The organism is Ruegeria sp. BB10 (assembly GCF_056535725.1).
The window spans coordinates 2,053,075-2,078,903 of the sequence record NZ_JBQFIW010000001.1; the positions used below are offsets into that span (position 1 = coordinate 2,053,075).

26 protein-coding genes and 1 pseudogene are annotated in these 25,829 nt (G+C 54.1%); 14 read left to right on the top strand and 13 right to left on the bottom strand.

What is annotated here, in order from left to right:
- Positions 1 to 188: 188 nt before the first annotated feature.
- The 5 genes from ACR3EP_RS10520 (at position 189) to ACR3EP_RS10540 (ending at position 7,420) form a co-directional block, all read left to right on the top strand.
- The gene (locus tag ACR3EP_RS10520) at positions 189 to 1,184 is read left to right on the top strand and encodes an HlyD family secretion protein (protein ID WP_480637672.1); all 996 of its coding nucleotides are present in this window, start codon (positions 189 to 191) and stop codon (positions 1,182 to 1,184) included.
- On the top strand, positions 1,181 to 3,877 hold the full coding sequence (gene rbbA, locus ACR3EP_RS10525) for a ribosome-associated ATPase/putative transporter RbbA (protein ID WP_480637674.1): 2,697 nt from the start codon (positions 1,181 to 1,183) through the stop codon (positions 3,875 to 3,877). Before ACR3EP_RS10520 ends, rbbA begins: the two co-directional genes overlap by 4 nt.
- Positions 3,878 to 4,996: an ABC transporter permease gene (locus ACR3EP_RS10530; RefSeq protein WP_480637676.1), complete on the top strand. Its 1,119-nt coding sequence runs from the start codon at positions 3,878 to 3,880 to the stop codon at positions 4,994 to 4,996.
- Positions 4,997 to 5,192: 196 nt separating this feature from the next.
- Positions 5,193 to 5,696: an Hsp20/alpha crystallin family protein gene (locus ACR3EP_RS10535; protein WP_480637678.1), complete on the top strand. Its 504-nt coding sequence runs from the start codon at positions 5,193 to 5,195 to the stop codon at positions 5,694 to 5,696.
- 149 nt (positions 5,697 to 5,845) lie between these two features.
- Positions 5,846 to 7,420, top strand: coding sequence for a trypsin-like peptidase domain-containing protein (locus ACR3EP_RS10540; RefSeq protein ID WP_480637680.1), 1,575 nt, complete (start codon positions 5,846 to 5,848; stop codon positions 7,418 to 7,420).
- A 9-nt stretch (positions 7,421 to 7,429) separates the two neighbouring features.
- Here ACR3EP_RS10540 and ACR3EP_RS10545 read toward each other — a convergent pair whose 3' ends face one another.
- A complete protein-coding gene (locus tag ACR3EP_RS10545) occupies positions 7,430 to 9,046 on the bottom strand; it encodes an MFS transporter (protein ID WP_480637682.1) in 1,617 nt (538 codons plus the stop codon).
- Positions 9,047 to 9,094: 48 nt separating this feature from the next.
- Positions 9,095 to 10,315 carry an APC family permease gene (locus tag ACR3EP_RS10550; RefSeq protein WP_480637684.1) on the bottom strand — a complete coding sequence of 407 codons (1,221 nt, stop codon included), beginning with the start codon at positions 10,313 to 10,315 and terminating at the stop codon, positions 9,095 to 9,097.
- Positions 10,316 to 10,578: 263 nt separating this feature from the next.
- On the opposite strand from ACR3EP_RS10550, the gene ACR3EP_RS10555 reads away from it, so the two are divergent.
- From ACR3EP_RS10555 to ACR3EP_RS10565, 3 genes are all read left to right on the top strand, one after another.
- Positions 10,579 to 11,049: a c-type cytochrome gene (locus tag ACR3EP_RS10555; RefSeq protein WP_170359671.1), complete on the top strand. Its 471-nt coding sequence runs from the start codon at positions 10,579 to 10,581 to the stop codon at positions 11,047 to 11,049.
- Between the two features lie 131 nt (positions 11,050 to 11,180).
- Positions 11,181 to 11,630, top strand: coding sequence for a phasin family protein (locus ACR3EP_RS10560; protein WP_480637686.1), 450 nt, complete (start codon positions 11,181 to 11,183; stop codon positions 11,628 to 11,630).
- Positions 11,631 to 11,690: 60 nt separating this feature from the next.
- Entirely contained in the window at positions 11,691 to 12,098 is a 408-nt protein-coding gene (locus tag ACR3EP_RS10565) for a universal stress protein (protein ID WP_170397468.1), read from the top strand.
- Positions 12,099 to 12,297: 199 nt separating this feature from the next.
- On the opposite strand, the gene ACR3EP_RS10570 is transcribed toward ACR3EP_RS10565, so the two are convergent.
- The 5 genes and pseudogenes from ACR3EP_RS10570 to ACR3EP_RS10590 form a co-directional block, all read right to left on the bottom strand.
- Positions 12,298 to 12,870: an adenylate/guanylate cyclase domain-containing protein gene (locus ACR3EP_RS10570; protein ID WP_480637688.1), complete on the bottom strand. Its 573-nt coding sequence runs from the start codon at positions 12,868 to 12,870 to the stop codon at positions 12,298 to 12,300.
- Positions 12,852 to 13,046: pseudogene (locus ACR3EP_RS10575) on the bottom strand (integrase); the annotation flags it as partial. The gene ACR3EP_RS10570 and the pseudogene ACR3EP_RS10575, both read right to left, overlap by 19 nt.
- A gap of 196 nt (positions 13,047 to 13,242) precedes the next feature.
- Positions 13,243 to 13,707, bottom strand: a complete 465-nt coding sequence (locus tag ACR3EP_RS10580) for a CoA-binding protein (protein ID WP_170350251.1) — start codon at positions 13,705 to 13,707, stop codon at positions 13,243 to 13,245.
- A 3-nt stretch (positions 13,708 to 13,710) separates the two neighbouring features.
- Positions 13,711 to 14,076: a 2Fe-2S iron-sulfur cluster-binding protein gene (locus tag ACR3EP_RS10585; protein WP_170377340.1), complete on the bottom strand. Its 366-nt coding sequence runs from the start codon at positions 14,074 to 14,076 to the stop codon at positions 13,711 to 13,713.
- Positions 14,073 to 15,428 carry a selenium-binding family protein gene (locus ACR3EP_RS10590; protein WP_170377337.1) on the bottom strand — a complete coding sequence of 452 codons (1,356 nt, stop codon included), beginning with the start codon at positions 15,426 to 15,428 and terminating at the stop codon, positions 14,073 to 14,075. The genes ACR3EP_RS10585 and ACR3EP_RS10590 overlap by 4 nt, the downstream gene beginning before the upstream one ends.
- A gap of 70 nt (positions 15,429 to 15,498) precedes the next feature.
- Between ACR3EP_RS10590 and ACR3EP_RS10595 the strand changes: the two genes are divergently transcribed.
- The 3 genes from ACR3EP_RS10595 to ACR3EP_RS10605 all read left to right on the top strand — a co-directional run bounded on the left by ACR3EP_RS10595 (position 15,499) and on the right by ACR3EP_RS10605 (position 17,429).
- Positions 15,499 to 16,260, top strand: a complete 762-nt coding sequence (locus tag ACR3EP_RS10595; protein WP_480637691.1) for an IclR family transcriptional regulator — start codon at positions 15,499 to 15,501, stop codon at positions 16,258 to 16,260.
- Between the two features lie 96 nt (positions 16,261 to 16,356).
- Positions 16,357 to 16,710, top strand: coding sequence for a putative quinol monooxygenase (locus ACR3EP_RS10600; protein WP_010437910.1), 354 nt, complete (start codon positions 16,357 to 16,359; stop codon positions 16,708 to 16,710).
- Positions 16,711 to 17,216: 506 nt separating this feature from the next.
- Positions 17,217 to 17,429, top strand: coding sequence for a hypothetical protein (locus ACR3EP_RS10605; protein ID WP_480637693.1), 213 nt, complete (start codon positions 17,217 to 17,219; stop codon positions 17,427 to 17,429).
- Positions 17,430 to 17,602: 173 nt separating this feature from the next.
- Here the strand turns inward: ACR3EP_RS10605 and ACR3EP_RS10610 are convergent, their stop codons facing one another.
- The 3 genes from ACR3EP_RS10610 to ACR3EP_RS10620 all read right to left on the bottom strand — a co-directional run bounded on the left by ACR3EP_RS10610 (position 17,603) and on the right by ACR3EP_RS10620 (position 19,445).
- Positions 17,603 to 18,010, bottom strand: coding sequence for a (R)-mandelonitrile lyase (locus ACR3EP_RS10610; protein WP_480637695.1), 408 nt, complete (start codon positions 18,008 to 18,010; stop codon positions 17,603 to 17,605).
- 174 nt (positions 18,011 to 18,184) lie between these two features.
- Positions 18,185 to 18,589: a DUF4345 domain-containing protein gene (locus ACR3EP_RS10615; RefSeq protein ID WP_170350245.1), complete on the bottom strand. Its 405-nt coding sequence runs from the start codon at positions 18,587 to 18,589 to the stop codon at positions 18,185 to 18,187.
- Positions 18,590 to 18,617: 28 nt separating this feature from the next.
- Positions 18,618 to 19,445, bottom strand: a complete 828-nt coding sequence (locus ACR3EP_RS10620) for an NmrA family NAD(P)-binding protein (RefSeq protein WP_480637697.1) — start codon at positions 19,443 to 19,445, stop codon at positions 18,618 to 18,620.
- A 113-nt stretch (positions 19,446 to 19,558) separates the two neighbouring features.
- On the opposite strand from ACR3EP_RS10620, the gene ACR3EP_RS10625 reads away from it, so the two are divergent.
- Positions 19,559 to 20,590, top strand: a complete 1,032-nt coding sequence (locus ACR3EP_RS10625; protein ID WP_480637699.1) for an AraC family transcriptional regulator — start codon at positions 19,559 to 19,561, stop codon at positions 20,588 to 20,590.
- Here ACR3EP_RS10625 and ACR3EP_RS10630 read toward each other — a convergent pair.
- Both ACR3EP_RS10630 and ACR3EP_RS10635 read right to left on the bottom strand, forming a co-directional pair.
- Positions 20,557 to 21,030, bottom strand: a complete 474-nt coding sequence (locus tag ACR3EP_RS10630) for a GNAT family N-acetyltransferase (RefSeq protein WP_480639013.1) — start codon at positions 21,028 to 21,030, stop codon at positions 20,557 to 20,559. The genes ACR3EP_RS10625 and ACR3EP_RS10630 overlap by 34 nt on opposite strands.
- 66 nt (positions 21,031 to 21,096) lie before the next feature.
- Positions 21,097 to 21,744, bottom strand: a complete 648-nt coding sequence (locus ACR3EP_RS10635) for a class I SAM-dependent methyltransferase (RefSeq protein WP_480637701.1) — start codon at positions 21,742 to 21,744, stop codon at positions 21,097 to 21,099.
- 96 nt (positions 21,745 to 21,840) lie between these two features.
- Between ACR3EP_RS10635 and ACR3EP_RS10640 the strand changes: the two genes are divergently transcribed.
- Positions 21,841 to 22,737 (top strand): LysR family transcriptional regulator, encoded by an 897-nt coding sequence (locus ACR3EP_RS10640; RefSeq protein WP_480637703.1) that lies wholly within the window; start codon positions 21,841 to 21,843, stop codon positions 22,735 to 22,737.
- A 592-nt stretch (positions 22,738 to 23,329) separates the two neighbouring features.
- On the opposite strand, the gene ACR3EP_RS10645 is transcribed toward ACR3EP_RS10640, so the two are convergent.
- On the bottom strand, positions 23,330 to 24,730 hold the full coding sequence (locus ACR3EP_RS10645; protein ID WP_437436678.1) for an NCS1 family nucleobase:cation symporter-1: 1,401 nt from the start codon (positions 24,728 to 24,730) through the stop codon (positions 23,330 to 23,332).
- A 212-nt stretch (positions 24,731 to 24,942) separates the two neighbouring features.
- Between ACR3EP_RS10645 and ACR3EP_RS10650 the strand changes: the two genes are divergently transcribed.
- Positions 24,943 to 25,599 carry a GntR family transcriptional regulator gene (locus tag ACR3EP_RS10650; protein ID WP_480637705.1) on the top strand — a complete coding sequence of 219 codons (657 nt, stop codon included), beginning with the start codon at positions 24,943 to 24,945 and terminating at the stop codon, positions 25,597 to 25,599.
- The last annotated feature ends 230 nt before the right edge of the window (positions 25,600 to 25,829 follow it).

The window sequence follows — 25,829 nt, forward strand, 5'->3', positions numbered from 1 at the left end:
ATCTAAAGTCACGCCGTGAAATCCGCATTGAGCCATTGATGCGGGTTAACAATCAGACTGCTGCGCCGGTTTTCTACCCGAGTTTGGCCTGAACAACCCTCTAAAGGGCTCTGTTTGATCCAAAACAAAGCGTTTTGCGGGGTTTGAGATAACGTCACCTAGTAGCTTTAACCGCGGTACGCCAGATCATGAAAAAGAATGTGCGCGCAATACTGATCGTCGTAATGCTCCTTCTCGCAGGTGCGGCGTTGTACATATTCGTTTCAGAAGACAGCAGTGAATTGCCAGTTGGATTTGTACAGGGCAATGGACGGATAGAGGCCGAACAAGTGGAAATTGCCCCCACCTTCGCAGGGCGGGTTGCACAGGTTTTGGCGGCAGAAGGCAACTTGGTTGTTGTGGGTGAACTGTTGGTCGAGATGGACACCGATGAACTGTCTGCAGCGCTTGATCGCGCCAAAGCCGAAGTAGCATTGGCGCGTCAAGCCAAGGCCGAAGCCGAGGCTGTTGTTGTCCAACGAGAAAGCCAACAGCGCCGCGCGGCGCAGGAACTGGAACGGGCAAAGGCACTGTTGGCCGGTCAAAACATTTCGATGACAGTCTTTGAAGATCGCGAAACCGCATTTCAGGTTGCCGACGCCGTTCTGGGTGCCGCCAAGGCCCGGGTTGCAACCTCGGACAGCCAGATCGCGGCTGCCGAAGCCGAAGTGCGCCGGATCGCCGCCCAGATCGAGGATGCTTCGCTTGTTGCCCCTATGCCAGGGCGCATTCTTTACAGACTGGCTGAGCCCGGTGAAGTTGTTGGCGCGGGTGAGCCGATCCTTACGCTTCTCAGCTTAGAGAACGTCTATATGGACGTGTACCTGCCCGCACGCGAAGCGGGGTTGCTGCCCATCGGGGCTGAGGCACGCATCGTACTTGATGCCTTGCCGGATTTTGCCATTCCTGCAACCATCACTTTTGTATCCCCCGAAGCCCAGTTCACTCCGAAGCAGGTCGAGACATTAAGCGAGCGTGAACAGTTGGTCTTTCGCGTTCGGGTTCGCATTCCTGAGAATCTGATCGCAGAACGGATCGAACATGTGAAAACCGGCCTTCGCGGTATCGCTGTGATCAGGCTTTCTTCTGACAGTGTATGGCCGGAATATCTGGAAAGGCGGATTCCACCCGAATTGTTCGAATGAATTCCCAGGCGGGCACATCTGATTTCTGCGTCAGTGGTGTCACGCATAAGTATCGCCAGCGCATTGCACTCGATAACCTGTCGCTTGATCTGCCGGTTGGTCAGCTTATTGGGCTGATCGGGCCTGACGGGGTTGGCAAATCAACGCTTTTGGGTTTGATCACCGGCGCGAAGAAGCTTCAATCCGGCACGATCAAGGTTCTCGGAGGCCCAATCGACGACCGTGCCCATCGTCACAAAATCTGCCCAGCGATCGCATTTATGCCGCAGGGGTTGGGCCGGAACCTCTATGCAGAATTGTCGGTGCGCGAAAACCTTGAGTTCTTTTCGCGTCTCTTCGGACAAGGGCAGCAGGAGCGTGACATCCGGATCGCAGCATTGCTGTCGGCAACCGGGCTTGCGCCATTCTCTGATCGTCTGATGGGAAAACTCTCGGGCGGCATGAAGCAGAAGCTTGGGCTGTGTTGTGCACTGATCCATGATCCTAAGCTTTTGGTTCTGGATGAGCCGACCACCGGCATCGACCCACTGTCGCGGCGTCAATTCTGGGCGCTGATCGACGCGGTCCGAGAGGCTACACCCGACCTCTCCATACTGGTTTCGACAGCCTATATGGAAGAAGCCGAACAATTCGACTTTATCGTCGCGATGGATGCCGGGCGCGTGCTTTTCCATGGTTCTCCGGCAGAATTGAAGGGGAAAGCCAGCGATCTTGAAACGTCCTACCGGCGGTTGCAGGCGCACGGAGATCCCCTGATCGCACCAAGGAAAGCGCCCACACATCACCGTGAGGCAGACCCAGTGATCACGGCACGCGGATTGACGCGGCGCTTTGGCGATTTCACGGCAGTCAATAACGTCGAATTCTCGATCAACCGTGGTGAGATTTTCGGCTTCCTCGGGTCGAACGGCTGCGGCAAGTCGACCACCATGAAAATGCTGACAGGTCTTCTGCCCGCAAGTGACGGTGAGGCGCTACTGTTCGGAAGACCGGTTGATGCACGCGATCTGAGGATGCGTCGCGAGATTGGCTATATGAGTCAGGCATTCTCGCTTTATGGCGAGTTGACCGTTCGGCAGAACCTCCAGCTACATGCCCGCATCTTTGCGATCACGGACCGCGATAGGCGTATCGATGAACTGGCAGAACGCTTTGGCCTGATTGCACATATGGACATGCTGGCCACGGCGCTGCCACTTGGCATCAAGCAGCGTCTCTCCCTGGCGGTCGCTGTGATCCACCGACCTCGCGTACTGATCCTGGATGAACCAACTTCGGGGGTGGACCCTGAGGCGCGCGACTCGTTTTGGGCGTTGCTGATTGAGCTTTCGAGAGATGAAGAAGTGACGATTTTCGTCTCGACCCATTTCATGGCCGAAGCAGAGCGCTGTGATCGGGTGTCGTTCATGCACGCGGGCCGTGTTCTGGCTGAGGGAACACCGGATGAGTTGATCGCCGGGGCACAGGTAGACAGTCTGGAAGAAGCATTTGTCACGGTATTGAAGGCAGCTGACCCTCCGGCACCGGTGAATGCTCCTGAGGTATCGGTTCATGCCCTTGATGACAGCGCTGGCGGGGGTATCAGGCGCACACTGGCATATACGAGGCGTGAAACCATCGAGATTTTGCGCGACCGCGTGCGTTTGGCGTTTGCGTTCCTGGGCTCGGTGATCCTGATGCTGGTCTTTTGCTATGGGATTACGCTGGACATCGAAGAACTGGATTTCGCGGTACTGGATTTGTCACAGGGGCCAGAAAGCCGCGCCTACATTGCTGAGATTTCAGGATCGCGCTACTTCAATCCAACGCAGCCACTGACGAGTATCGATGAGGGCCGTGAACGGCTGGCCCGAGGAGATGCCTCGCTGGTTGTCGAACTCCCACCTGACTTTGGGCGCAAGATCCGCTCTGTTGAAGCAACGGACGTGCTCGCAATTGTGGACGGCGCAATTCCGTTCAAAGGCGAGACTGTAGAAGGCTATGTGGCGGGGCTCCACAATACCTTTTTGGCGGCAATGGCCCGCCAAAACGGTGTGCATCCGGTCGAGATCGCCCGTATCGAGCCACGCTTCAGGTACAATCAGAGTTTCGAGAGTATTGCCGCAATGGCCCCGGCCATGCCTGCGATCCTTTTGATAATGTTACCGGCAGTTCTGATGGCGGTCAGCGTCGCACGTGAAAAAGAGTTGGGAACAATCACCAATTTCTATGCGACGCCAACGACGCGGCTTGAGTTTCTGGTTGGCAAGCAAATCCCTTATATCGCAATCGCGTTCGCCAATTTCCTGCTCTTGGCCGGAATGACGGTCCTTGTTTTTGATGTACCGCTCAAAGGCAACCCGGCTCCCCTGGCAATCGGCGCGTTGCTGTATGTCTGGGCGACCACATCTTATGGGCTACTCATTGCGACCATGACTTCAAGCCAGGTGGCCGCTACCTTCGCCACCGCGATCGCCTCGGTCGTACCTACGATTCAGTTCTCCGGGTTGTTACAACCGGTTTCAACGCTTGAAGGCGGTGCGCAGACAATCGGATCGCTCTGGCCGTCATCCTATTTCCTGCACCTGAATGTCGGTGCCTTCACCAAAGGGCTGGGCTGGGATGCGCTTGCCCCCGATCTTCTCGCCCTGGCCTGTTTCGGGCCGGTGCTGACACTGATCGCTGCCCTTTTACTTCGAGCGCAGGAGAAATAAATGCAACGGTTGTCCTGCATCTTCTGGCTTGGCTTGAAAGAAATGATGAGCCTTCGGCGTGATTGGGTGATGATGGCGCTGCTGGTCTGGTCATTCACGCTGGCACCCGTGATGGAGGCGACGGGGGTTTCGAACTCGGTCAACAACGCCTCCATTGCATTTGCCGATGAAGATGAATCCCCCCTTTCACGGTCCCTTGCCACAGCATTCTTCCCTCCTGAATTCCAGCCCGTTGCCCAGATCGAACCGGGCACCGGAGCTGAAAAGATGGATGCCGGGCTGTTCCTGTTTGTGGTCGCAGTGCCACCGGGGTTCGAGAAAGATGTTCGCGCCGGGCGCACGCCGGAAATTCAGGTTTTGATTGATGCGACGGCGATGGAACAGGCCGGGATTGGCGCAAACTACATCATCAATATCCTCAGCGCCGAGATCCGTCGCTTTGCCATTGGTGCGGACCTGGCTGAGTCATTGCCCGTCGATATCATCATGCGCAGTGCGTTCAATCCCAACCGTGATACTGTTCGTTTTGCCGGCATCGTGGCGCTCATCGGCCAGATCATGTGGCTGACCACGATCCTCACCGGTGCCGCGATGATCCGCGAGCGTGAACATGGCACAATCGAACATCTGCTTGCGATGCCGCTTACCCCGTTTGACATTGCGATGGCCAAGATTTGGGCAAACGCAGCGGTGGTTTTAGTCGCGGCCGCCTTATCGCTGACCTTTGTTATGCAAGGAACCTTGGGGATCAACATCGCGGGGTCGAAGGTGTTGTTTCTTTTTGGCACCGCGCTGTTTCTTTTCACAGCAACCGCACTTGGGGTATTTCTTGCAACGATTGCACGCTCAATGGCGCAATTCGCACTTTTGGTAATGCTGACAGTCCTTCCGATGCTGATGCTGTCGGGAGGTGAGACACCGATCGAGGGGCAGCCCGACTGGCTTCAGGTCGGAACATCGATCCTTCCGTCCCGCCATTACATGTCCGCCAGCCAATCCATCATCTTCAAGGGGGCGAGGTTTGAGACGGTCTGGCCAGAGTTCTTATGGATGGCGTTACTCGGCGCAATCCTTCTGGCGTCCAGCCTGATGCTTTTCAGACGCTCGGTGGCGCAATAGAGTCAGATCAGTTTACCCCTTGGCCTGGACGTATGATTGGAAATGCGCCTTGTTTCATTCGGAACAATGATACGGCCGGGTTGTCCTTTTGGCGCGATACCGAGGACGCTTGGTTGCGCAAGATCAAGGTAATTAGACGCGTTTTTTGCAATAATACCGCCTCCCCCCAATCGCACCAAAGGAGGAGGATCAGAAAATGCTTGAAGATAGATATACCCCGCAACTGTTTGCTGGAACACATCCGCTCTCTGATAATTTTCGACGCGAAATGGAAACCATGATGTCGCGCTTTTTCGGGGGCGCAGCGCCATTCCTGCCGCTGGAAACAGCCGCGCAACGCACGGGCTTCCCGTCGTTGGACATGACGGGTGCGATTTCGCCGGCGATTGACATCCACGAAACGGATACAGCGATCGTTCTCACGGCTGAATTGCCGGGCCTCGAAGAAGACGACGTCGAAGTCGAAATCAAAGACCGTAGATTGACGCTGCGGGGCCAGAAGAATGTTACGCATGATGACACAGGTGATCTGCGCGTTAGCGAGAGAAGCTATGGCAGTTTCACTCGGACAATGACGCTGCCTGATGCAGTCGATATCGAGGAGATTTCCGCTGCGTTCGACAAAGGTGTCCTGCACGTCAAGATGCCGAAAACCGAACCTCAGGATCCCAGCCGGAAGATCAAGGTCTCATCGAAATAGGCGCAATGAGGCGCACGCGCAACCTTCATGGTCCGGGCAGCATGCGCGGACCCTTGGTGTTCTTAAAACGAGCACATTATTGCCCACCATAGCGGTTTCACTGCTGCGCATGATAATGTGCCAATAGGGCTAGAGAACTGAGATGGACAATGCGGACGCCGGACAAAAGCGATGTGGAAAGTGAAACGGGCGATGTCCGTGCATTTCTGGAGAGCTTGACGGGGCCGTCCCGCGGAACCGTTACCTGGCTTGTCGGCAACGCTTTGGCTGCTTCGGTGGGTCCTGATCGTATCCTGAAGTTCAGGCGGAAAGAGGATTTGCCCCCGCATGATGAAGACGTGGCGACCATTCAGTGGTCGCAAGGCGGTTACGCGCTAAACGCGTTGCCTGGCCGGGATATTTGGGTCAATGGTCAAAAAACTGCTTCGACAGTTCTTGGGCATGGCGACATGATTGAGTTCGGTGAAGAGGGGCCCATGTCGCGCTACAGGGTGTGTGACCACTCATTCCCTGCACATCACACGGTCGAAGACATAATAAGTGACGCTTATGTGTATGCGCGCTCCAGCCGACGACCCTTCGCCAGAAAAATGTCCGGTGCGCTGCGCGAAGGCGGGCGTCGGTTGACATCACAAACCACGGTTTTGTTCAGGGTTACCATTATCGGTGTGCTTCTTCTGATCTTTGCCTTTGGCTATTTGCTTTTTCAGAACGATCGGAAGCTGGCGGACAGCCTTAAACAGGAGTCTCTCAAGATCGAGGCGGTTGCTGTCATGCTTACGCAGACGCGAGAAGATGCACTGACGGCGGATGATCTGGTCGCGCTCAGAGAAGCGTTTGACAACCAGGTGATTTCCACCGAGCAGCGCCTTGGCACTTTGGAAGAACGCGCTGGTGCGTCAAGGCGAGTTATCACAGCCTCGACGCGATCTATTGCCTTTATCCAGGGTGCTTACGGATTGCGACAGACCGAAAGCGGCAAATTGCTGCGGCATGTGCTTGGCCCGGACGGGGAGAAACTAAAAACTCCATTCGGAAAACCATGGATTGAGCCAGATGCGGAAGGCGCGCCGGCAGAATTTCAGTTCACCGGAACCGGGTTTCTATTGCAGGACACCTCTCTTTTGGTGACCAACCGTCATGTCGCCTTGCCCTGGACGACCGGGGATCGGGCGCAGGCCCTGAAGGCAGCAGGGCTTGAAGCCGAGATACTTAGCCTGCTGGCTTATCTTCCAGAACAATCCAAGCCAATGGAAGCGGTATTGCTTAGGGCAAGCAAAACGGCCGATCTGGCGCTTCTGTCCGTTGATGCGAACCGTGTTCAAGGGCTTGGACTCTCACTGGCACCTCACCCGACGCGAGCAGGTGAAGAAGTTTTCTTGCTTGGATTTCCGACTGGCCTTAAGGCCTTGATTGTGCAGGCTGGGCCGGATTTTCTGAAAACGCTTGAGAGAGACGGCGCCGTCGATTTCTGGACTATTGCAAAACACCTTTCAGAGCAGAACAAGATCAGGCCTCTGGCCAGCCGGGGGATCGTCGCCCAGACCAGTCCCGGTGCAGTCGTTTATGATGCTGAAACCACAACCGGCGGAAGCGGCGGACCTGCCCTGAACCGAAACGGCGAGGTGGTTGCTATCAATGCCGCGATCTTACCCGAATTTGGCGGCTCGAATATTGGCGTTCCGGTGTCACACCTCAAGATACTTCTCGATGAAAGCGATTGATCCGCATATTCAATCGCGCGTCTGATAAGGCGAGTTTTGCACAAGAAAAACCACAGCCAGTGGGATGATGACAGAGATCAAGCCCACGGTAATCAGCAAGTTCCCCAAATGGCTATAGTCAGCGACGGAGGCAACGGAACCCGTTCTGGGATCGGTAACCACGCGGGTAACGGTAAAGATCTGGTTCAGGTATTTTGTACCGAGACTGCTTGCTGACAATGCCATGTTGGTGAACGAAGCCATGACCGCAAAAAAGGTAGCCTTCAGATGTGTTGGGGCGTTGCGCGCGATCCAAGCCAACATTGGGACCATCGCGATCTGACCCAGCGGTGACTCAACGGCTGTGTCAAGAATGGCGATAAACCTTGCATCCACGACCCCACCTGTGCGCGCGGCCGTCCATTCATGCACCCCGTAGTACAAGGCAAGGTTTGGCAGGGACAGCACTCCGGCGGCAATCGTGAGTAACACTACAACCTGCGCAATCGAACGACTTGCCATAAACGGCCTGAGGATAATCAGGCCAAGCAGAGCAAGTAGTGAGGTCAGAAGCGCTAGAATGGCCAGGAACTGTTCGTCAAACCCAAGCTCGTCGATCTCGAACCAGGTCAGGCCCGGTCCTGGCAAGGGAACTGCTCGAAAAACGAAAATGATAGTTGCTGTCCCGATCAGAACTTTGGCCTGTTTCGACTCCAGCTCTCTCAGCAAACGCGACATGAGGTAGAGAATGACCGTGAGCGACACCGCAAAAACGGTCTCTTGCGCGAAGGCAAAATTTGCGGTTCCCAACACTATACTGAGAACAACAAACGCAAGTCCGCCCAGCAGTATCGGCCACCTGACTTCGGTGGTTTGATCTGGTCTGTGCAGAAGGTGTCCTCGACGAACGAGGCGACGCTGTATCAGAGCGTGAAGAACCACTCCACTGACAGACAACAGTGGGATAGCCAGGGCAATGAGATAGACCCGCCCGTAGAGAACCAAACGATCGGCTTGCTCCAGATTTTCCGCCCCCGAAAAAATCCAGATGTTAACCGCGGCGACCCCTGCAAACCCGGATATGATCGCAATCCTGCCGAGGGTCTGCATGGTGGTGTGCCGGGCACGAACTTCGTCCTGAATAAACGCGCGTCCGTCTCGGTCCGATTGCGGCACTGCTTCGACTGTCATGGCGTCAGCAACGACATCCTGAATGGCATAACCTGAAGGAGCCAACATCAAGGCAACGACGTACCAATCCTCAAGTGGCATAATGCCGGCCATTTGGTCAGGCGCAGCCACAAGCCTGTACATGATGAGCAATGACGCCGTAATAAAGGATGCGCCAACAACAATCAGCAGGGATTTCCAGCGCCAGAACAGATCAACTAGATGACCCAGCGGCATTTTTAGAATCCACGGCAACCCGGCCCAGAATGCCAATCCCGCAACAAAAGCGGCGGATAGATTCAGATAGTCCTTAAGAAAAAACGCACCGACGACGGATGTTAGCCCCGAAACCCCGGCCGCAAAGTAAACCATCAATGGTGGCAGGTAAGACCATTGCAATTGCGCGATCAGATCGACGAAAGTCCGGTGCCACCAGCCTGAAATCCGCCTTCCAAATGTTGATCGGTCAGTGTTCATGCGTCAGTCGGACCCCGTTCTGGTGACCCTGTGCTGTCGGTTTTCCTCTCAGAGAAATCCGGCACCAAAAAGCAGAGCGCTGGTCAGCACCCCAAGGATTGGTACAACAAGAGGTACGCGGAAATGTTCCCGAGTTGACCCTGGCCGGGACTTCAGCAATATCAGCGAGATGTTGACCAAAACAAACACTCCCAAAACGATCTGGGATGTGCGTTCCGCTAGTATGCCGATTGGCAAAGTTTGCGTCAGCAGAAGAATTATCGCAACTACCAACAGGGTTGCGACGACCGGTGTTTGGGTAACCTGCGGGACAGTCGCCAGTATTTTCGGAAGATGATCCCGGTCGGCAAGACCATAGATCACCCGCGACGCCATAATCATCTGGATCAAGACGCCATTGACTGTTGCAACGACTGCGACTGCGGCGAACCCTTGTTTGATTACTTCGGGTGCGTCGAAGAAAACCAGCGTGAGTGGGGCGGCCGAGGTCGACAAGGTATCGATAGGAACAACGAGCAGGACCGTGATCGAGGTCGCTAGATACAAACCCGTCGCCAGAACGAGCGTCAAAAGGATAGCCTTTGGAATTGTGTGGGTTGGGTCTTTCACCTCTTCGGCGACGTTTGCCATGTCCTCAAAGCCGACAAAGGCAAAAAAAGCCAGCAGAGATGCCGCCATAATACCGCGCCAGGTACTGAGCTCGAGCCCCGGAATCATCTCACTAATTTCATGGCCTTGCGGTTCCTGCGCAGACATGCCCCAGCCAATCACAAAAAGAAGCCCCGCGATCTCGATGACCGTGATCACGGCTGCCACAAAAACCGATTGTGTAATGCCCCAGAGTGCAATCAGCCCCATGACTGACACAACGCCGATCGTAAGCAATGCGGTGCCAAGCCCCGTCAGGGTGTGAAGGTATGAGGCCGCCCCAATCGCAACAGCGGAGGCTGAAATAATCCCAGACGCAGCAACGGCAAGACCGATTAGAACCGCCATCCAGCCCCTTTGAAATCCCGCTTCAACGTATGCCGCTTCACCCGCGCTTACGGGATAGCGTGTCGCGAGTTCGGCGTACGACAAAGCCGTCAGCGAAACGACGAGCGCTGCAACAAGAAACGAAACTGCAGCATAAGGGCCCGCGGCCTCGGCGGTTGCGCCGACGAGCACATAAATTCCCGCACCGACGGTAACACCGAGCCCATATAATGTAAGCAACGGGGTGGTGAGAGAACGTCGGAGTTTAGGGGACGGTGGATCAACTGTATGCATTCACCTCACTCCTTGATGGGCAATTGCCGGGTTACCGAAGCTGTGCCGCAAACAAGCACCCCGATGATAAACCAAGGGCTCATCACCGCTCATGCCGAGCTTCTTCTGAAACATTCATACTTTGAAATGTAATTCTTTATTTGGCATTGATCTATATCATCAGGCGCTAAGACTGATCAGAGAGGCGGATCCGAATGCTGCGACCGTCGTTTCGTGATGGTTTTTCCCAGCTGGTACTCAAAGGTTGAATATGAGCGAGATCAATGAAGCATTCATTCGATACCGCGTATTTTCAACTCGAAATGCTGATCTCGGAGGAGGAACAGATGCTAGTTTGTCGCGGACTTCTTTTGTCAATATTTGCTGCAAGTACTGCACTAGCGCAGGATATTGACCTTCAAAATGGGCACGATCTCTATAGAACTTATTGTTGGCAATGCCATGGTTTCGAGGCCACAGGAGATGGTCCAATGGCGGAGATGCTGGCAATAAGGACACCTGATCTGACGAGGCTCGCGGCCCAAAACGACGGTGTTTTTCCGATTGAGGCGGTGGCGCGTCAAATTGATGGTCGCGCACCATTGCTCGCGCATGGTGGAGAAATGCCCATTTTTGGACCAGCATTGGATTCGGATCAAAAAGTTGCGCTGACCATGCCTGACGGCCAACCGATGTTCGCAGGTGTGCCACTGGCGAATGTGATTGCGTATCTTGAGGCTATACAGGCTGAATAGGTTGGCACAAAGTCCACCCTTGGATTGCAGGACACCACTACCACGTTTGCCGGCGGTGGTTGATTTACATTAAGGCAAGTTTCCAAGATCTCAGTTAATATTCAGCATTTAGAGATGAGGAGGAATCTCCGATGCCTGAAGAGAAGCCAAAATCAAGTTTCTCCAACCCACTTGTCGATATCTTCAAGCAGATGCAGCCGACTACTACAGCCAATCCGTTTCTGGGCGCTCAGCTTGAGCAATTCTGGGACATGCAGGAAAAATCGCTGAAAGAGGCAGAGGCCTTTGCTCAGCATTGGTTTGAGAGGCGTCACGAGGCTGTTCGAACCGCGCTGGAGGCTGCGCGCTCGGCATCTGCTGCAGACCCAACTGATCCGGCGAAAGCACTGCAATCCATAGCAGAGTGGCAGAAGCACTCAGCCGAACGCCTTGTGGCTGACGCTCAGGAATGGTTCGAAACAGTTGCCCGATGTGCAGCATATGCAGCGGAAACAGAAGTCGAAGCTGTAGAAAAGACAATGGATGATGTTGCAAGCACAGCTAAGAAGGCGGGTAAATCTCCGAAATCCGATCCGGTATAGAGAGCCGTATCACCGCAGAGGTCGGAACGATCGCAGTAGGAGCAATGGAAGGTAGCTCATATGTATAAAAACATTCTGGTACCAGTCGCACTGGACAAAGATCACGATACACAGGCCTCATTTGAAGCTGCTCGTTTGCTGGCGAATGCCGATGCGGAATTCACAGTGCTTCATGTGCAGGAACCGATCCCTGCATATGTGGCATCTCAGATACCCGAGGAAGTTCTGGCAAATACGCGAAAAGAACTTCAGGAAAGCTTACATCGGAATGCTGCGGAGCTATCGGGTGCGAAACCGCGCCTTGTCTCGGGGAGTGCTGGCCGCGCGATCGTTGACTTCGCAAATGAAAATGACATCGATTGCATAGTGCTGGCCTCACACAAGCCGGGGATCGAGAACATTTTTATTGGGTCAACTGCAAACCGGGTCGTTCACCACGCCAATTGTTCTGTCCACGTGATCCGCTGAACCGGTTTCTGGTAAGTGCCGCACGTCGATTAAGCGCTGTGGATGAGTCGATTTTCCAGACCCGAGTTGTTTTACGATCGTCACACGCTGCAGGACCATATGGAAATGGATGGCGTTGACCGGCTCAATGAGCGGGTCCGACTGAATGGATTGCGAAAGTTGAATTCGGGGGAATGGCAAAGCCATGTGCAAACACTTACTATTTCAGCGGGTAGATCCAAACGCCGATCTTTCCGCGTCGTCCCCTCAAATCTTGCACTCCGGCGGACACCAACCTCTTAACTAAGGATTGCCCAGCCTTGTCCGCCGGACTTATTGCCTCGATCAACAAATCGCTAACCACCAAAGAAGATTTTAGGTTCCGCGACAACTGCTCCAGCCTGCTTGCGACGTTCACGGTATCGCCGATGACACTGTATTCAAGACGGCGCCGGTTTCCGATGTCACCAGAAATTGAAATTACGGGACCGAAGTGGATGCCAATCCCAATGCGTACCGGAGGAAGCCCTTCAGCATTCCTGTCACGGTTCCAGATGCTCAATGCCTCAAGCATGTCAAAGGCGCATCGAAGTGCGTTACTGACGTCGTTCTCACTGGGCTCTGGTGTCCCGAAGGTCGCCATCAGCCCGTCGCCCAGATATTTGTCCAGTGTGCCTCCGTTCTCGAAAACTGCCTTGCCCAACCTGTCATGATACCCGCGCAAGAAATCAACGACATCGCCAGGGGCGTCGCTCTCGCACATGGTGGTAAACCCAGTTTCACCAATTCGCATCCGCGAAGCTTGCTATCAATCGCCACGTTGAACAATGTAAGATCGCGCAGGTTGCCCGCCAATTCGAGCCGCGCTCGGATCGCCCAGACCTGTTTCGGCAACAGCGGTCGTTTCTGACCAATGAACCGGCCCTTGTTCCAGGCTCTTCGTTTAGGGGTGACAGCGGGAAGTTGAATTCATGGCATGTTGAACCCTCCAAACCGCACTGCGGACAAAGCGGCCTTTGGTTCTCCAAACTAATCGGACATTTTTGGTTTTAGACTAGGCGGTTGTGTAGAGTGACAGGATTACTTGTCTTTTCTTCCGTAAGCACAATATCTCAATTGGCACCCTCATTGGATGCTGAGGAGGCCGCTACCAATCGAATTTCAATCATATCTTTAGGTCCAGGCGCGGCTTCCAAAAAGGGCGGAAGAGTTCAATCTTGGGGCATCGGTTCATCACGACTTTAAGGCCCGCCGCTTCAGCGAGTTGCGCTGCTTGGTCGTCGTACACACCGATTTGACCCCAAAGAACTTTTGCCCCGATAGCGATAGCCTTCTCGGCAAAGCCATACAACTCTTCCTTTGGGCGGAAGACGTCAACCATATCAACATGTTTGTCGATCTCTTCTAGCGAGTGGTAGACCTTGAGTCCTCTAATTTCCGAAACATTCGGGTTAGGATTCACCGGTACAATATCATAGCCGATTTCACTGAGCTGTCGCAGAACGCCATAACTGAATTTTGTTTTGTCCGCACTAGCCCCAACCATTGCAATGGTTTTGACCGACTGCAGGATGTCGGCTAGGTACTTGGGGTCGTAATCGTAGATGCGATCAATATCTGCTTCGGGCATCGGTTAACCTTCCTTCGGCGTCGCAATGTCAGCCTTGAGTTCGTGGGGTTTGAGTGGGTCGAGAAACGGATTGCGGTACAGCTTGTCATGGCTCTCGACCCCTATCTCAAGCGTGATGTCGGATGTTGGACGTGCCACGCAAAGGATCACATAGCCGTTCGCGATTTGCCGATTATTCAGCGCAACCTGTCGGCGTTGATCGATCGCACCAGTCTTTAGTTTTGCCGCGCAGGTAATGCAGCCGCCATACTTGCACCCAAAAGGCAAGTCGACGCCCTGTTCTCTCAGCGTTTCCAAAAGTGGACGCCGCGCATCCACACAGTATTGCGCGCCATCTCTGTTCGCGATCGTCACGGTATACATAGTCATAGCCAGATGTCGCTTGTGCAATCACCGCCCGGATACCGGCTCTCGTGACAGCGCGATGGACCATTCGGTTCTTTGCCAAAGTCCACAATGAAATCCTCGTTGATCTTCATGCCACCGTTTTCAGGGTCGCAATCGATCATCACCATAACCCCGCCCTTTTCGCGGATCTCGGGATAGAACTGGTTATCCCAAGTCGAAAACAGCGAGGTCGTGACATAAAGCCTTCGTCCGTCGAGAGAGAGCTGGAACATTTGCGGACCACCCGCGACCTCGACCCCGTTAACGATCGGAGCTTTACCCAAAAGCCCCCCCATAAACACTTGGCCGGTCAGCTTGGGATTATGCGGGTCGGTGATGTCATACTGGCGCATATCTCCATGCAGCCAATTGTTCAGGTACAAGTATTTGTCGTCCATCGAGATCAGGATCGCCGACATAACCCCCGGCAACGGGATCGGCCATTCGGGGTGCATCTCGTTTTCCACGTCGATGATCTTTTCCCACCGCCACTTTTTAGCATCGTCTTGCCACCAATGGATCACATTGGTCGAAAGAGCTGCGCCACAGAACCCATGCGTGCTGTCGGGGTCATGGTGGAACTTGACTTCCAGTGGCAACAGCCCGTCTTCACCCAAATAGAAGCTTTCGACCGGTTCGCGCTTTTCGAAATCCCAAAAATGCAGCTCCCGCCCATATTTCAGATGGCCCACTTCTTCCAGATCGAAGCCCGGCATGAAGGTATTGGGCGCAGCCCATTCGGAACTGACCATCACGTTGTGGCGCGGTTGGTACCAGAAATCGTAGCCAAACTTGATATCGCCCATCGAGGTTTCCCAGCGACCGACGATGTTGAACTCTTTGTCGAGATGCAGATAGCCTCCAGGAGCTTCACCCTTGGCATTTCCAAGGAAGGAAATGATGATTTCCGAGCCCAAACAATGCACCGTATGCGGGCCCGATAAATCTGCCTTGGCCTTAATCTCGGCCCCGTCGATGACCTTATGCAACCGCGGCGCACGCGGGTCAGTGGCTGTATCAACGATGTGAAGGTTGTTAGAGCGTACGCCTGGCAGGATCAGGTATTTGCGGGACATCGAGCCGTCGTCGTGACAGGACGAACAGGCGTTCCACCCCATATGGTGAAGCTCGTCCCCAATCCCCGGCATTTCCAGCCTATTGATTACCTGAGAATAGGTCGGGCTGTCAGGGTCGACATCCACAGTAGCAAGGTAATCAGGTTTCTGGATCCCTGTCCCGGTGTAGATGGCGATCGTGTAGAGTAGCTTTTCTCGGGGGGCTTTGATGGCTTCTTGCGGACTCTTGAAGCCCGGTCCACAGCATTGTCCATCCATCGTGTGCTCCTCCCTTGATTCCCTAAATTGTATCGTATATCGAAAACTTAGTTATCATAAAGTGAGAAAAATGCATCTCGAACGATTAGCGCTGATTTTGGAAATCGTGGGTCAAAAAGGACGTGCGTCCGTAGCGGATATCTGTGCCCAGTCCGGTATACCTAAACCGACGGCCTACAGGCTGGTTCAAGACCTTGTTTTGTCCGGCTTACTTGAATCACCAACCCGCGGTGAGTTCGCGATTGGAATTAGGCTAAAGCGTATCACGTTAAGCGATCACTCTGATCCCGCTCTTTTGCAGGTGATTGCGCCTGTCCTCTCTAGCGCCGCGAATGACTATGGCGCTGCGTTCTTCTTGTCTCGGCTACGGGGCCATTGGGTTGAGATTATTCATGTGGAGACACCGCAGACAGGCGTGTCTTTTCTTCATCCAGGTATGGGCAAACGACCAATGCACGCGTGCTCTTGCGCCAAGGCAATCGCCGCCGTGTCGCCTGAGCTGCTGTCTCAAGACCGATTGGATGGGCAGCTTAAGCGGTACACAGATCGCACGATTACAGACCCTAAGGATCTGGCCGCGGAACTCGATGTCATTCGAGCCAAAGGGTATGCCGTATGTGTTGAAGAGCTCGAGCGCGGGATCAGTTCTGTCGCAACAACGCTGACCAAAACAGGTGTTGGTGCGACGCTTTCAATCGGCGCTACCGCGTCTCTTCGGGTGTTTACACCTTCGAAGCGAGAAAAGATTGGCCATACACTTACCACAATGTCACACGAACTTGCACGCGCGCTAGGATGGGGTGAAGCAGATAAAGAAAGGATACCCGCTTAGGTTCATGGGTATCGCAGTGCTGTAGGTTAACGCCATCCAGCAGGATTGGTGTGTTTTGCGACCTTCGCCGCTTTTAGGTCAATGAAGGAGACAAATATGGACGATGCAATGTTTGGTGGGTTCTTCGTGATCAACGTAAAACCTGAGTATCGGCAGCCCTTTTTGGACGCCAGCATCTTCCAAGCGCAAAATGTTGTCAGTGAAGAACCCGAAGTTTTCCAGTTTCATATTATGGTGGATGAAACAAACCCAAATCGTTTCTATTTCTACGAAGTGTTCAGGAACGAAGCCGCGGTCCAAGATCATTGGGAATCTGAAACCTTCAATAACTGGTTGAACACTGTCCGAAAGATGCTGGATGGTGAGATCGAACTTGTTGCCAGGATGCGCTCGCTTTTTCCGACGCCAAAAGGTTTCGAGGCGCAAAAAGCAAGCCTGCTACTATGGTAAAATTGACCAACGTTTGAAATTTTCGTCCGTGCGAGAACATTACGGGTTTTGGTGCTGGTCCGCTTTGGACTCGATGCGATTATGCGATGATATTTCGAGAGCGTCTTCGATGCGCTCGAAGCTGACACCCGACAGATTTGACTGAACAGCTGCCAGCCTATTTCAGAGAAAAAGGAAATTTCGTATGAACAGATGGATTTATTTTGGGTTCACGTTGCTGGTTTCAGCGTGCAGCCCACCTACACAGGCTCCATTGGTCACTGACGCGAACGGTCAGACTGCCATCCAAATCAACACAAGCGGGCTGACATGCTACGGGTCGACCTGTCTGGAGATTACAAGAGGCAGCGTTCGCGCGATCGGACACAAGAGAGCTCGGATCCCAAAAGGTATCGATGTCAGCAGCGGAACCGTCACCCCAGACGAGTTCAAGCGGATGCGCCAATCAGCGATGCTGGCGGGGGGACCCGGTTCTGGCAATCGGTAAAGGAAGGAGAGGTCACGATATGTTCAACGATGACGTCCAGGCACGATGCCCGGAATGCGGATCGCTGGATACGGTGGTTACGGGTGAGAAGGCTGCCTGCAATGCATGTGGGTACGAGGAGCCTTTTCTGTTCGATGAGGCGGTGCGCGACGGATCGCATGAGGTTGTGGCCAACGCGCAGAAAATGGCACGGGCGAGAGACGTTCTGCAGCGATGGGATCTTGCAGGGTAAATGGGTGGCTGAGGGGGCCAGAAATCCAGAAAAGTGAAAACGCGCTGTGCGGGCCTCTCAGGGACGAAACGAGGGCCGCGCCTGTCACGAGATGAAAAAATCCGTTAACCCCTCTTTGAATGGGCGTAGAAGGGGTTACTCTGCTGCAACTTGCTCGGTAGGACTCAAACGCTTCATTCTGTGCGGGCTGCGCTGTAATCCTCGTCTGAGACATGCTCCATCCAATCCGCAGTCTTGCCCTCGACAGAGGTCTGCACAGCCAGATGGGTCATCGCACAGTCAGGCGACGCGCCGTGCCAATGCCGCTCTCCTGGGGCGAACCACACAGTATCGCCAGGGCGCAACACCTGCACTGGCTGCCCCTCAGACCCAGCCAGGCCCAAGCCCGACAAAACATGCAGCGTTTGACCGGCAGGGTGCGTGTGCCAAGCTGTCCGTGCGCCGGGCTCAAAAGTCACCGTAAGGATCTTGACCGGCGAGGGATCATTCCCCGTTACAACGGGATCAAAGCGGACCGTACCGGTGAAATAATCATTGCCGGGAAATTGAGAGGGCCGGTCCCCGGCGCGGTGAATCTCCATGATGTGCTCCTTCGATGCGCTGCTCTTGGCGACTTAGCAGAGTTCCGATTTCAAACCCAGAGGTGCGCCGGGTCGACGCGGCCATCAGAGCGCCATTGTCGAATGCCCAGAATGCGACTGGAACCGGTCATCGGTTTGAACAGGACCTACGGCCGAGTTGCAGACAAAGCCGTCTCAGGCTGGCGCTGCAGATTTCGCTTTTCCACCGACAACCCACAAACACAACACCGCAAGCAAAACCTCTATCGCAAATGCGGCAAGAATGTTTTCGGATGGCCAACCATCGAGGACGAAACTGATTGTCCTGCCCACGGCGAAAGCTGAGAAAACCGTGGCCCCAAGCAAGGCTGAGGCCTGGACCAACTTTTGGTAAAAGGCTCCGCACAAAATGATCAGGCCAAGTACCGCGAGATTGGCAGCAGGTGCACGCAACTCACTCATCAGGTTTGGCTGCGGCGAGAGTACGATGCCGTAGTTGGCGTAGAAAGACTGTGGGTCCAGAGTGATGGCCAGACCGATGGCGAATGCAGTTAATCCGGACATGCCCAAGATAAGCCTGCCTCTAAGTTCAAGTTTCATGTTTGTCTCCAATGTCCTTTGGCCTGGCTCAAGCGGCTTTGGTCCACGCGCCAGACATTTCAGCTTTGTTTGCGAAGTCGGCGAAGTCGCGTGGCGCGCGTCCAAGCGCACGCTGGACCCCGTCCGCGAGGTTCGCATTGCGCCCGTCCAGCGTTTCACGCGCGATGTCCGTAATCACATCAGCAATCATCTCGCCATTCGCATGCGCGATTTCCGCGTGGAAGTCTTCGAATGAAATTGGCAGGTATTGCACAGTCCTGCCCATGGCGCGCGAAAGCTCTGCGGCCATGTCGGCAAACGTCATGAGACGTGGTCCTGTGACCTCGTACAGTTCGCCGTCGTGTCCTTCTTCTGTCAAAGCAGCTACGGCAACATCGGCGATGTCGTCCACGTCGATGATCGGTTCGCGCACATCGCCGGCGGGCATCGGCAAGACACCTGCCATGACCGGACCAAGCAATGCCCCTTCAGAGAAGTTTTGTGCAAACCATGCTGCACGAACGATAGTGAACGGAACTCCGGAATTGCGTACGACTGCTTCCGCTCGTTCCGCATGAAACTCGCCACGCCCGGTTAGCAGAACAAGACGCTGTAATCCCTTTTCACGAGCCAATGCTGTGAAGGCTTCGACTTGCTCAACCGCGCCAGGAAAAGCGATGTCAGGAAAGTAAGAAATATAGGCAGCCGAAACGCCTTCCAGGATTGCGGGCCAGGTCTGCGGTTGTTCCCAGTCAAATGGCGTTTCACTGTTCCGCGATCCGCGCCGGACTGTCTGCTCTTTTTCTTCCAGACGTGTCGCGATCCGCGATCCGGTTTTGCCTGTTGCGCCAAGTACAAGAATGGATTGCTGTGTCATTGGTCATCTCCTTGAGTTCAGTTGATGGCCCGAAACTAGGCAATCAATAGAGATGTTCTATTCTTCAGAATCCGATATTCTTATCCAATCGTCCAAACCGAATAGACGAACAGGTGAATTTCGTCCAATCTCATGACATGAACCAGTTTGCCCCTCATGTCCCCGACCCCGATGCGCTGGCGCAGCCGATTGGCGATCCGCTGGGGGAAATCCTTCATCTTCTGAAGCTCACCGGCACATTCTACTGCCAGTCGCGCATGTCCGCTCCTTGGGGCGTGTCCATACCAGGCTTTCCCGACATACTGAGCTTTGCGGTCATTACGCACGGGCGTTGCTTCATGAAGGTCGGACAAGATGACCCCTTTGAGGTCGAAAAAGGCGACCTGGTCTTGATGACCAACGGTGCGCCCATCGGTTTTTTCAGCTCGGAAGACACGCCGCTTTTGACGCTGGAAGAGTTGCCCATTCGCAAGGTGACCGAGCTCTATGAAACACTGGAATACGGTGGTGGTGGAGCGGAGACGGGCATCATGTACGGCCTCGTCCGGATCGATCACGCCGCCAGTGGTATGTTGATGGGCTTGCTTCCGGATGTGCTCAAAATCGACCCGTGGGAAGAGGATGCCGGAAGCTGGCTACAGGCGACTTTGCAATTCATCGCAAAAGAGGCGCGGGAATTGAGACCGGGTGGCGAAACCGTGATTACGCGCCTGGCAGATGTCGTTGTCATCGAGGCCATTCGTCGTTGGCTGAACAGCGCACCAGACGCAAACCGCGGCTGGTTGAAAGCGGCGCGAGACCCGCAGATCGGGCGCACGATAATCGCCATTCACCGTACGCCTGCTGCGGCTTGGACAGTCGAGTCTCTCGCGGAGGTTGCTGGTATGTCCAGATCCGCGTTCGCGGCGCGGTTTACTGGGTTGGTAGGCGTTCCAGCAATCCAGTATCTTGCAACGTGGCGTATGCACCTGGCCAACGAAAGGTTGGTGTCCACCGATCAACCAATCTCGCAGATCGCCGCTGACATCGGATACTTGTCAGAGCCTGCCTTCAACAAAGCCTTCAAACGGGTATTTGGCGCACCACCGGGAAAAATCAGGAAGAACGGAGTTCACTCCGTATCCAGGCGAAACTTGAGAAACTGAGCATCTTCGTATTCGATCTCGCCGATGTGTTTGGCACCGAGCTTCCGGAGTGCACCCAGATTATTTCTACTTGGTGGCAGCAGAAACGTGACAAAGGGGATACGTTTGTCAGCGATCGCAAAGTCGATTGCCATTTTGGAAATCCGTTTCCCAAGTCCAAAGGCGTCGGGCCGCAAAACCAACCCAAAATCCCACTCGTTACCTTCTTTTTGAAAGCCCCCCCAACCAACATACCGACCGCCTGACAAAAACGCCCAATGTCCAAGCCCGTCCCGTGCCCAGTAGCCTTCCTTCTTGGCGATAAACTCTCTTGCGACCTCAACATTCCATTTGAACGTCAAAAGCGGCATATGCTCTGCTACCCGGGGGTCGGACATATGAACCGCAATGTCATTCGGATCGATTTCCGAAAGGCGTGCAAATGAAATCCCATCTTTCATCATTGTACTCACTTGATGGCCCGAGCTGTCCCTTGCATGCACAGTAATTATGGCGCGAATACTGTTTCACAGCTTTCTCGCGACAATGTACCGGCTCGGCAATAACCCGGCTTGATCCGCTGTCTCAACGATATCGAAGCCCGCACGTTCAATAGCGTGCTGGAGTTCAGCTACGGATACAAAATTTACGAACGGAGCTTTCCCGAGCACCTGCATAATCGGGATCGCTATTCGGCTGATTATGCCATATTTGAACCCTCCGCTCTCTGGAGCGCAGACGGTCTTGGAAATGAATACCCCACCGGGTTTTGTAAGGGTCGCTATGTGTTCGAGTGCATGGCCCATATCGGGGACAAGGTGCAGTAGATTATGTGCGAGGACAGCGTCGTAAGAACCGTCGTCAGGATCGTGCTGCAGAACCTCGGCCACTTTGAACGTGACATTCTCCAGCTCTTCTTCAGCGAGTTTCTCGTTGGCGATTTCGATCATCCCCGGTGCGAGATCGGAGGCAGTGACTTGAGCCACATGTGGTGCCAGTAGCAACGCGGTTGACCCCGTCCCACACCCGATTTCCAGCACGCTGTCTTCGGCTTGCAGGTAGGACTTTGTACGTTCGAGCGTGTTCAGATACCCTTCCATGTTCCGGATAGGATCAGCCGCATATTTGCGCGAAATCTTGCTCCAAAATGCGGCATCTTTGGACAATGCATCCATATCGTTTCTCTATTCCTTTGGTGTCACCGCAGCCAATATCTTAAAACGCCGATTTATTAAATTGCCGGATATTGCAGAACTGTTATGCATTAATGCATGAATTGGAAGGCTATCAATTTCGATTGGAACCAGGCTCGGTCCTTTCTTGCAACGGCAGAAGAAGGATCGTTTTCCGCCGCGGCGCGCGTGCTTGAGCAGACCCAGCCAACCGTCGGTCGTCAGGTCGCCGCGCTGGAACAGGCGCTTGGCGTCACCTTGTTTGAAAGGGTTGGCAAGTCGCTTAATCTGACAACAGCCGGTGCTGAGCTTTTGGTGCATGTCAGTGAAATGGCAAATGTTGCGAATAGGATTTCTCTGACCGCAACAAGCCAGTCACAAGCCATTGAAGGGCAAGTCAGGATCACTGCGTCCGACGTGATGTCAGCCTATCAGCTGCCGCCTATTCTTAAGCAGATCAGGCTCGCGGCACCGCGGCTTGAGATCGACGTCGTTGCGGCAAATGATATACGAGACATACAGCGGCGCGAGGCAGATATTGCAATTCGGCATGTTCGCCCAACACAGCCGGACCTGATTGCAAAGCTCGTGGCAGAAGCGACGGCACATTTTTACGCCGCCCCTTCGTACCTCGAACAGGTTGGACGACCAAGAAATGAAGAAGAAATTGCCAAGTTGGATTTCGTCGGCTTCGGAGACATTGACACGATGATTGGATTTCTCAACCCGGCTGGCATCGAAGTAACCCGCAAGAGTTTTCGGATTGGGTCGCAGAGCGGGATAGTGTCATGGGAGCTTGTGCGCCAAGGCTTCGGCATTAGTGTTATGTCAGACGATGTGGCGGCCCTGACACCCGGTGTGGAGCGTGTTCTGCCCGAACGCGAGCCATTCAAGTTTCCTATCTGGTTGGCCACACACTCTGAATTACAAACAGCGCGAAGGATTAGGTTAGTTTTTGATCAGCTTGCAGACCATCTCGGCTCGCGGACAAATTAATGAACGTGAGTTGGTCTGGTGTGTGAACTGGAGTCTGCTCAGGGCTCCAAGCCGACCTTGGAGGCGGTGCAGCATCCTGTTTTCGTCCCTCGTCATCGTCGGGTTGTCGTTGTGGGCGTGCATAGCGGAGCGGAGGATCAGTCATGGAAACCCAGATTTACCTGCCATTCGCGCTCTTTGCCCGGCCTGGAACAACGGCCGGAGCGTCGGCCAGAAGCGACAATTGAAACCAAAGCACGTCTGGGTAATCCGAGTGCGACTTGGATTGGCCCAGAACCATCGCGACCTTGCACAATTCAACATGGCAATCGATAGCACGTTGCGCAGATGCGACGGGGTGAAACTGCCTGTTGCCTTTGCAACACTCAATCTTGGCGGCGAAAGTCAGCTTTGCTGGCAGTCGACCTTAGCGGGAAGAGCAGAGAACGGCGTCTCTTAAGCCCTAATTGCAAGACTCCTGCGCTGCAGCGAATGACGGCTTTGTTGTAGTAGGTGAATCAAAATAACTGCTGCGTCAACGAGCGAAAAGAAGAACTCCTGCTGAAAAAATGGATGGCCAGCGAAGTACAACGCTCCACCGGCCAAGCCATTGTCAGACCTTCACATGGTCCTTGGCGATGGCGTTGTAAACTGCACCGCCAAGGAGCGCGCCAATCACCCAGTTGAAGCCGGACAGGACCGAGAACCATGGAACCCAGACTGTCGCAACCGAGAAGACCGCAGCAATACCGAAGGCTTTGACCGCGGCGTTGTTCCAGCCGTTGTCATAGTGATAGATACCGCCGCTCATGTTGTAGAGATCGGCTTCACTAAGTTGTTCCTTGCGGTGGGCATAGTAGTCAACAATCATGATGCCAAAAATCGGAGCGAGCACCGCGCCAAGCGTGTTTACGAAACCGCTGATCCCGAACTGGCTGATGAAGCTGTTCCAGAACCCGCCAATCACCAAGGCAAAGATCGATGTAATCAAGCCGGCTTTACGGAAGCTGATCTTCTCAGGCGACAAGTTGGCGATGCCGTTGACCGCCGGGATGAAGTTAGCCACTAGGTTGATCCCAACAGTTGCGGCAAAAAAAGTCATCGCCGCTATGATTCCCAGAAGTACGCTGTCGGTACGTTCGACAATCTCGGTCGGGTTGATAATTGCCTCGCCATAGACCACTGCAGCACCGCCAGTTGTCAAAAGCGCCAGTGCCGAAAACAGGATCATGTTGAAAGGCAGGCCGGCAAGGTTACCCAATTTCATCGCCCGCTTGTCTTTGGCATAGCGAGAGAAGTCGCTGAAATTAATCATCACGGCCGCGAAATACGCAACCATTGTACCGACGATGGCGACGAACCCTTTGAATTCGGTCCAAGCAGTACCTTCGGGATTGGCGAAGATCGTCGCTGTGGCCGAGAGAAGCTGACCGTCAGAACGCTGCCAAAGCACTATCACAAGACCGATCATCACCAAATAGACGAAGGGACCAGCAATGTTCAGGAAAGTTTCAACCCAGTTCATGCCACGCCAGAAGATAACGATGTGGAAGCCCCAGACAATAAGGAAGGAAATCCAGTCAATGCCAGTCAGGCCAAGAATTTCTTCCCCGCCACTCACACCCGTGATCGAACGGATCAGCAGGGCTACAGCCGTTGAGGCAAAATAGACCTGCACCCCGTACCAGAACACCGCGACTATCGCGCGTAGAACGGCCGGAAGCTTGGCGCCCTGGGTTCCTAGGCTGGCGCGGGCCAAGACCGGATAGGGGATGCCGTATTTTTCACCTGCGGCCCCAGACAGGTTGACCATCCACATTACAAAAAGCCCGGCCGTGATCAAAGCCGCGAAAGCAGTCCAGCCTCCGACACCAAACGAAATGAACAGCGATGCCACAAGGGAATACCCAAAGAGAGACTGTACGTCATTTGCCCAAATATTGAAGATCGCGAACGGCCCCCAGGATTTTTCATCGGCACCGACTGGGTTGAGAGTGTTTCCTTCCGGATCCATCGTGCCGCCATGCACGACGGGTGTGTTGTCAATTGAAGCCATTTTTTCCTCCCTGTGCCCGAGATCCGAGCGGAAATTTGAATCTCGGCGAATCTTCGCGCGAAATTGAACTTGCAAGTAACATTTTAGAAGATATATCATGTAGTCGACTATCAAATACTTCAGCCAACACTTTACTGTTCTGGTTGACAATAGCGCAGACGAGGAAATCGATGAGCCATTTTACCGAAGGCACATTGTCAGCGGATAAAGCCCAGCGCGCCCTTTGGTCCGCACTTCGATCCGGGGAGTTGCGGGACGGTCAGTTCGTCTCAATGTCGCAACTTGTCGGTATACTTGATTGCCCGATTGCAGCCATCCGCGAAGCGGTGAAACAGGCCAGCGCACTTGGATTGGTGTCCACATTGCCAAAGCGCGGTGTAAAAGTTATGGAAGCGCGGCCTGAAACCATCCGGGAGTGTCTTGATTTTCGCAAGGTACTGGACCAGGAAGGCGCGCGGCGGAGAATTGCTGGCGGCGCGATCTCGGAATTGAAAGCCTTGCGGAAGCAGCACGATGAGATGCGTCTCGCGGCCCGCAGCGGTGCGGGAAATAATCTTTCGCCAAAAGCCGTCGAAGTCGACTTGACGTTGCACGATTTTCTGGCCGAGGGGCTGAACAATCCTCAACTAGCGGCCGCTTATGACGCCAACCGGATGCGGATCGCAATTATCCAGAATGTGCGCCCGTTTATTCAGGACCGGATCGTCTCTGCGATGAAAGAGCATATTTCGATCATTGACGCCCTGGAAAGCCGTGACGTTGAAGCCGCTGTGCAAGCTATCCGGTATCACTGCGAGCAAACCCTACGGTGGTGGGGCGTTGCCTGACATCCGTATTTGTTGCGCCATTCGACCCCGCGAAGCGGTTTGATCGTGGAATAATCCTCCATGACCTGATCGCAGGATTGTTAAAGCAGACCTTTATGGCTGAACTTGCAAAGGGCGCTTTGTCCCGCTCCACAATGGTCGATCCCGCTTGCGGCGAAAAGGCGGTTTGAATTTACCAGAATTGTCACCAGTGAAGGTCCGGTTCGGTGAAATTTCGCTGCGCCACCGAA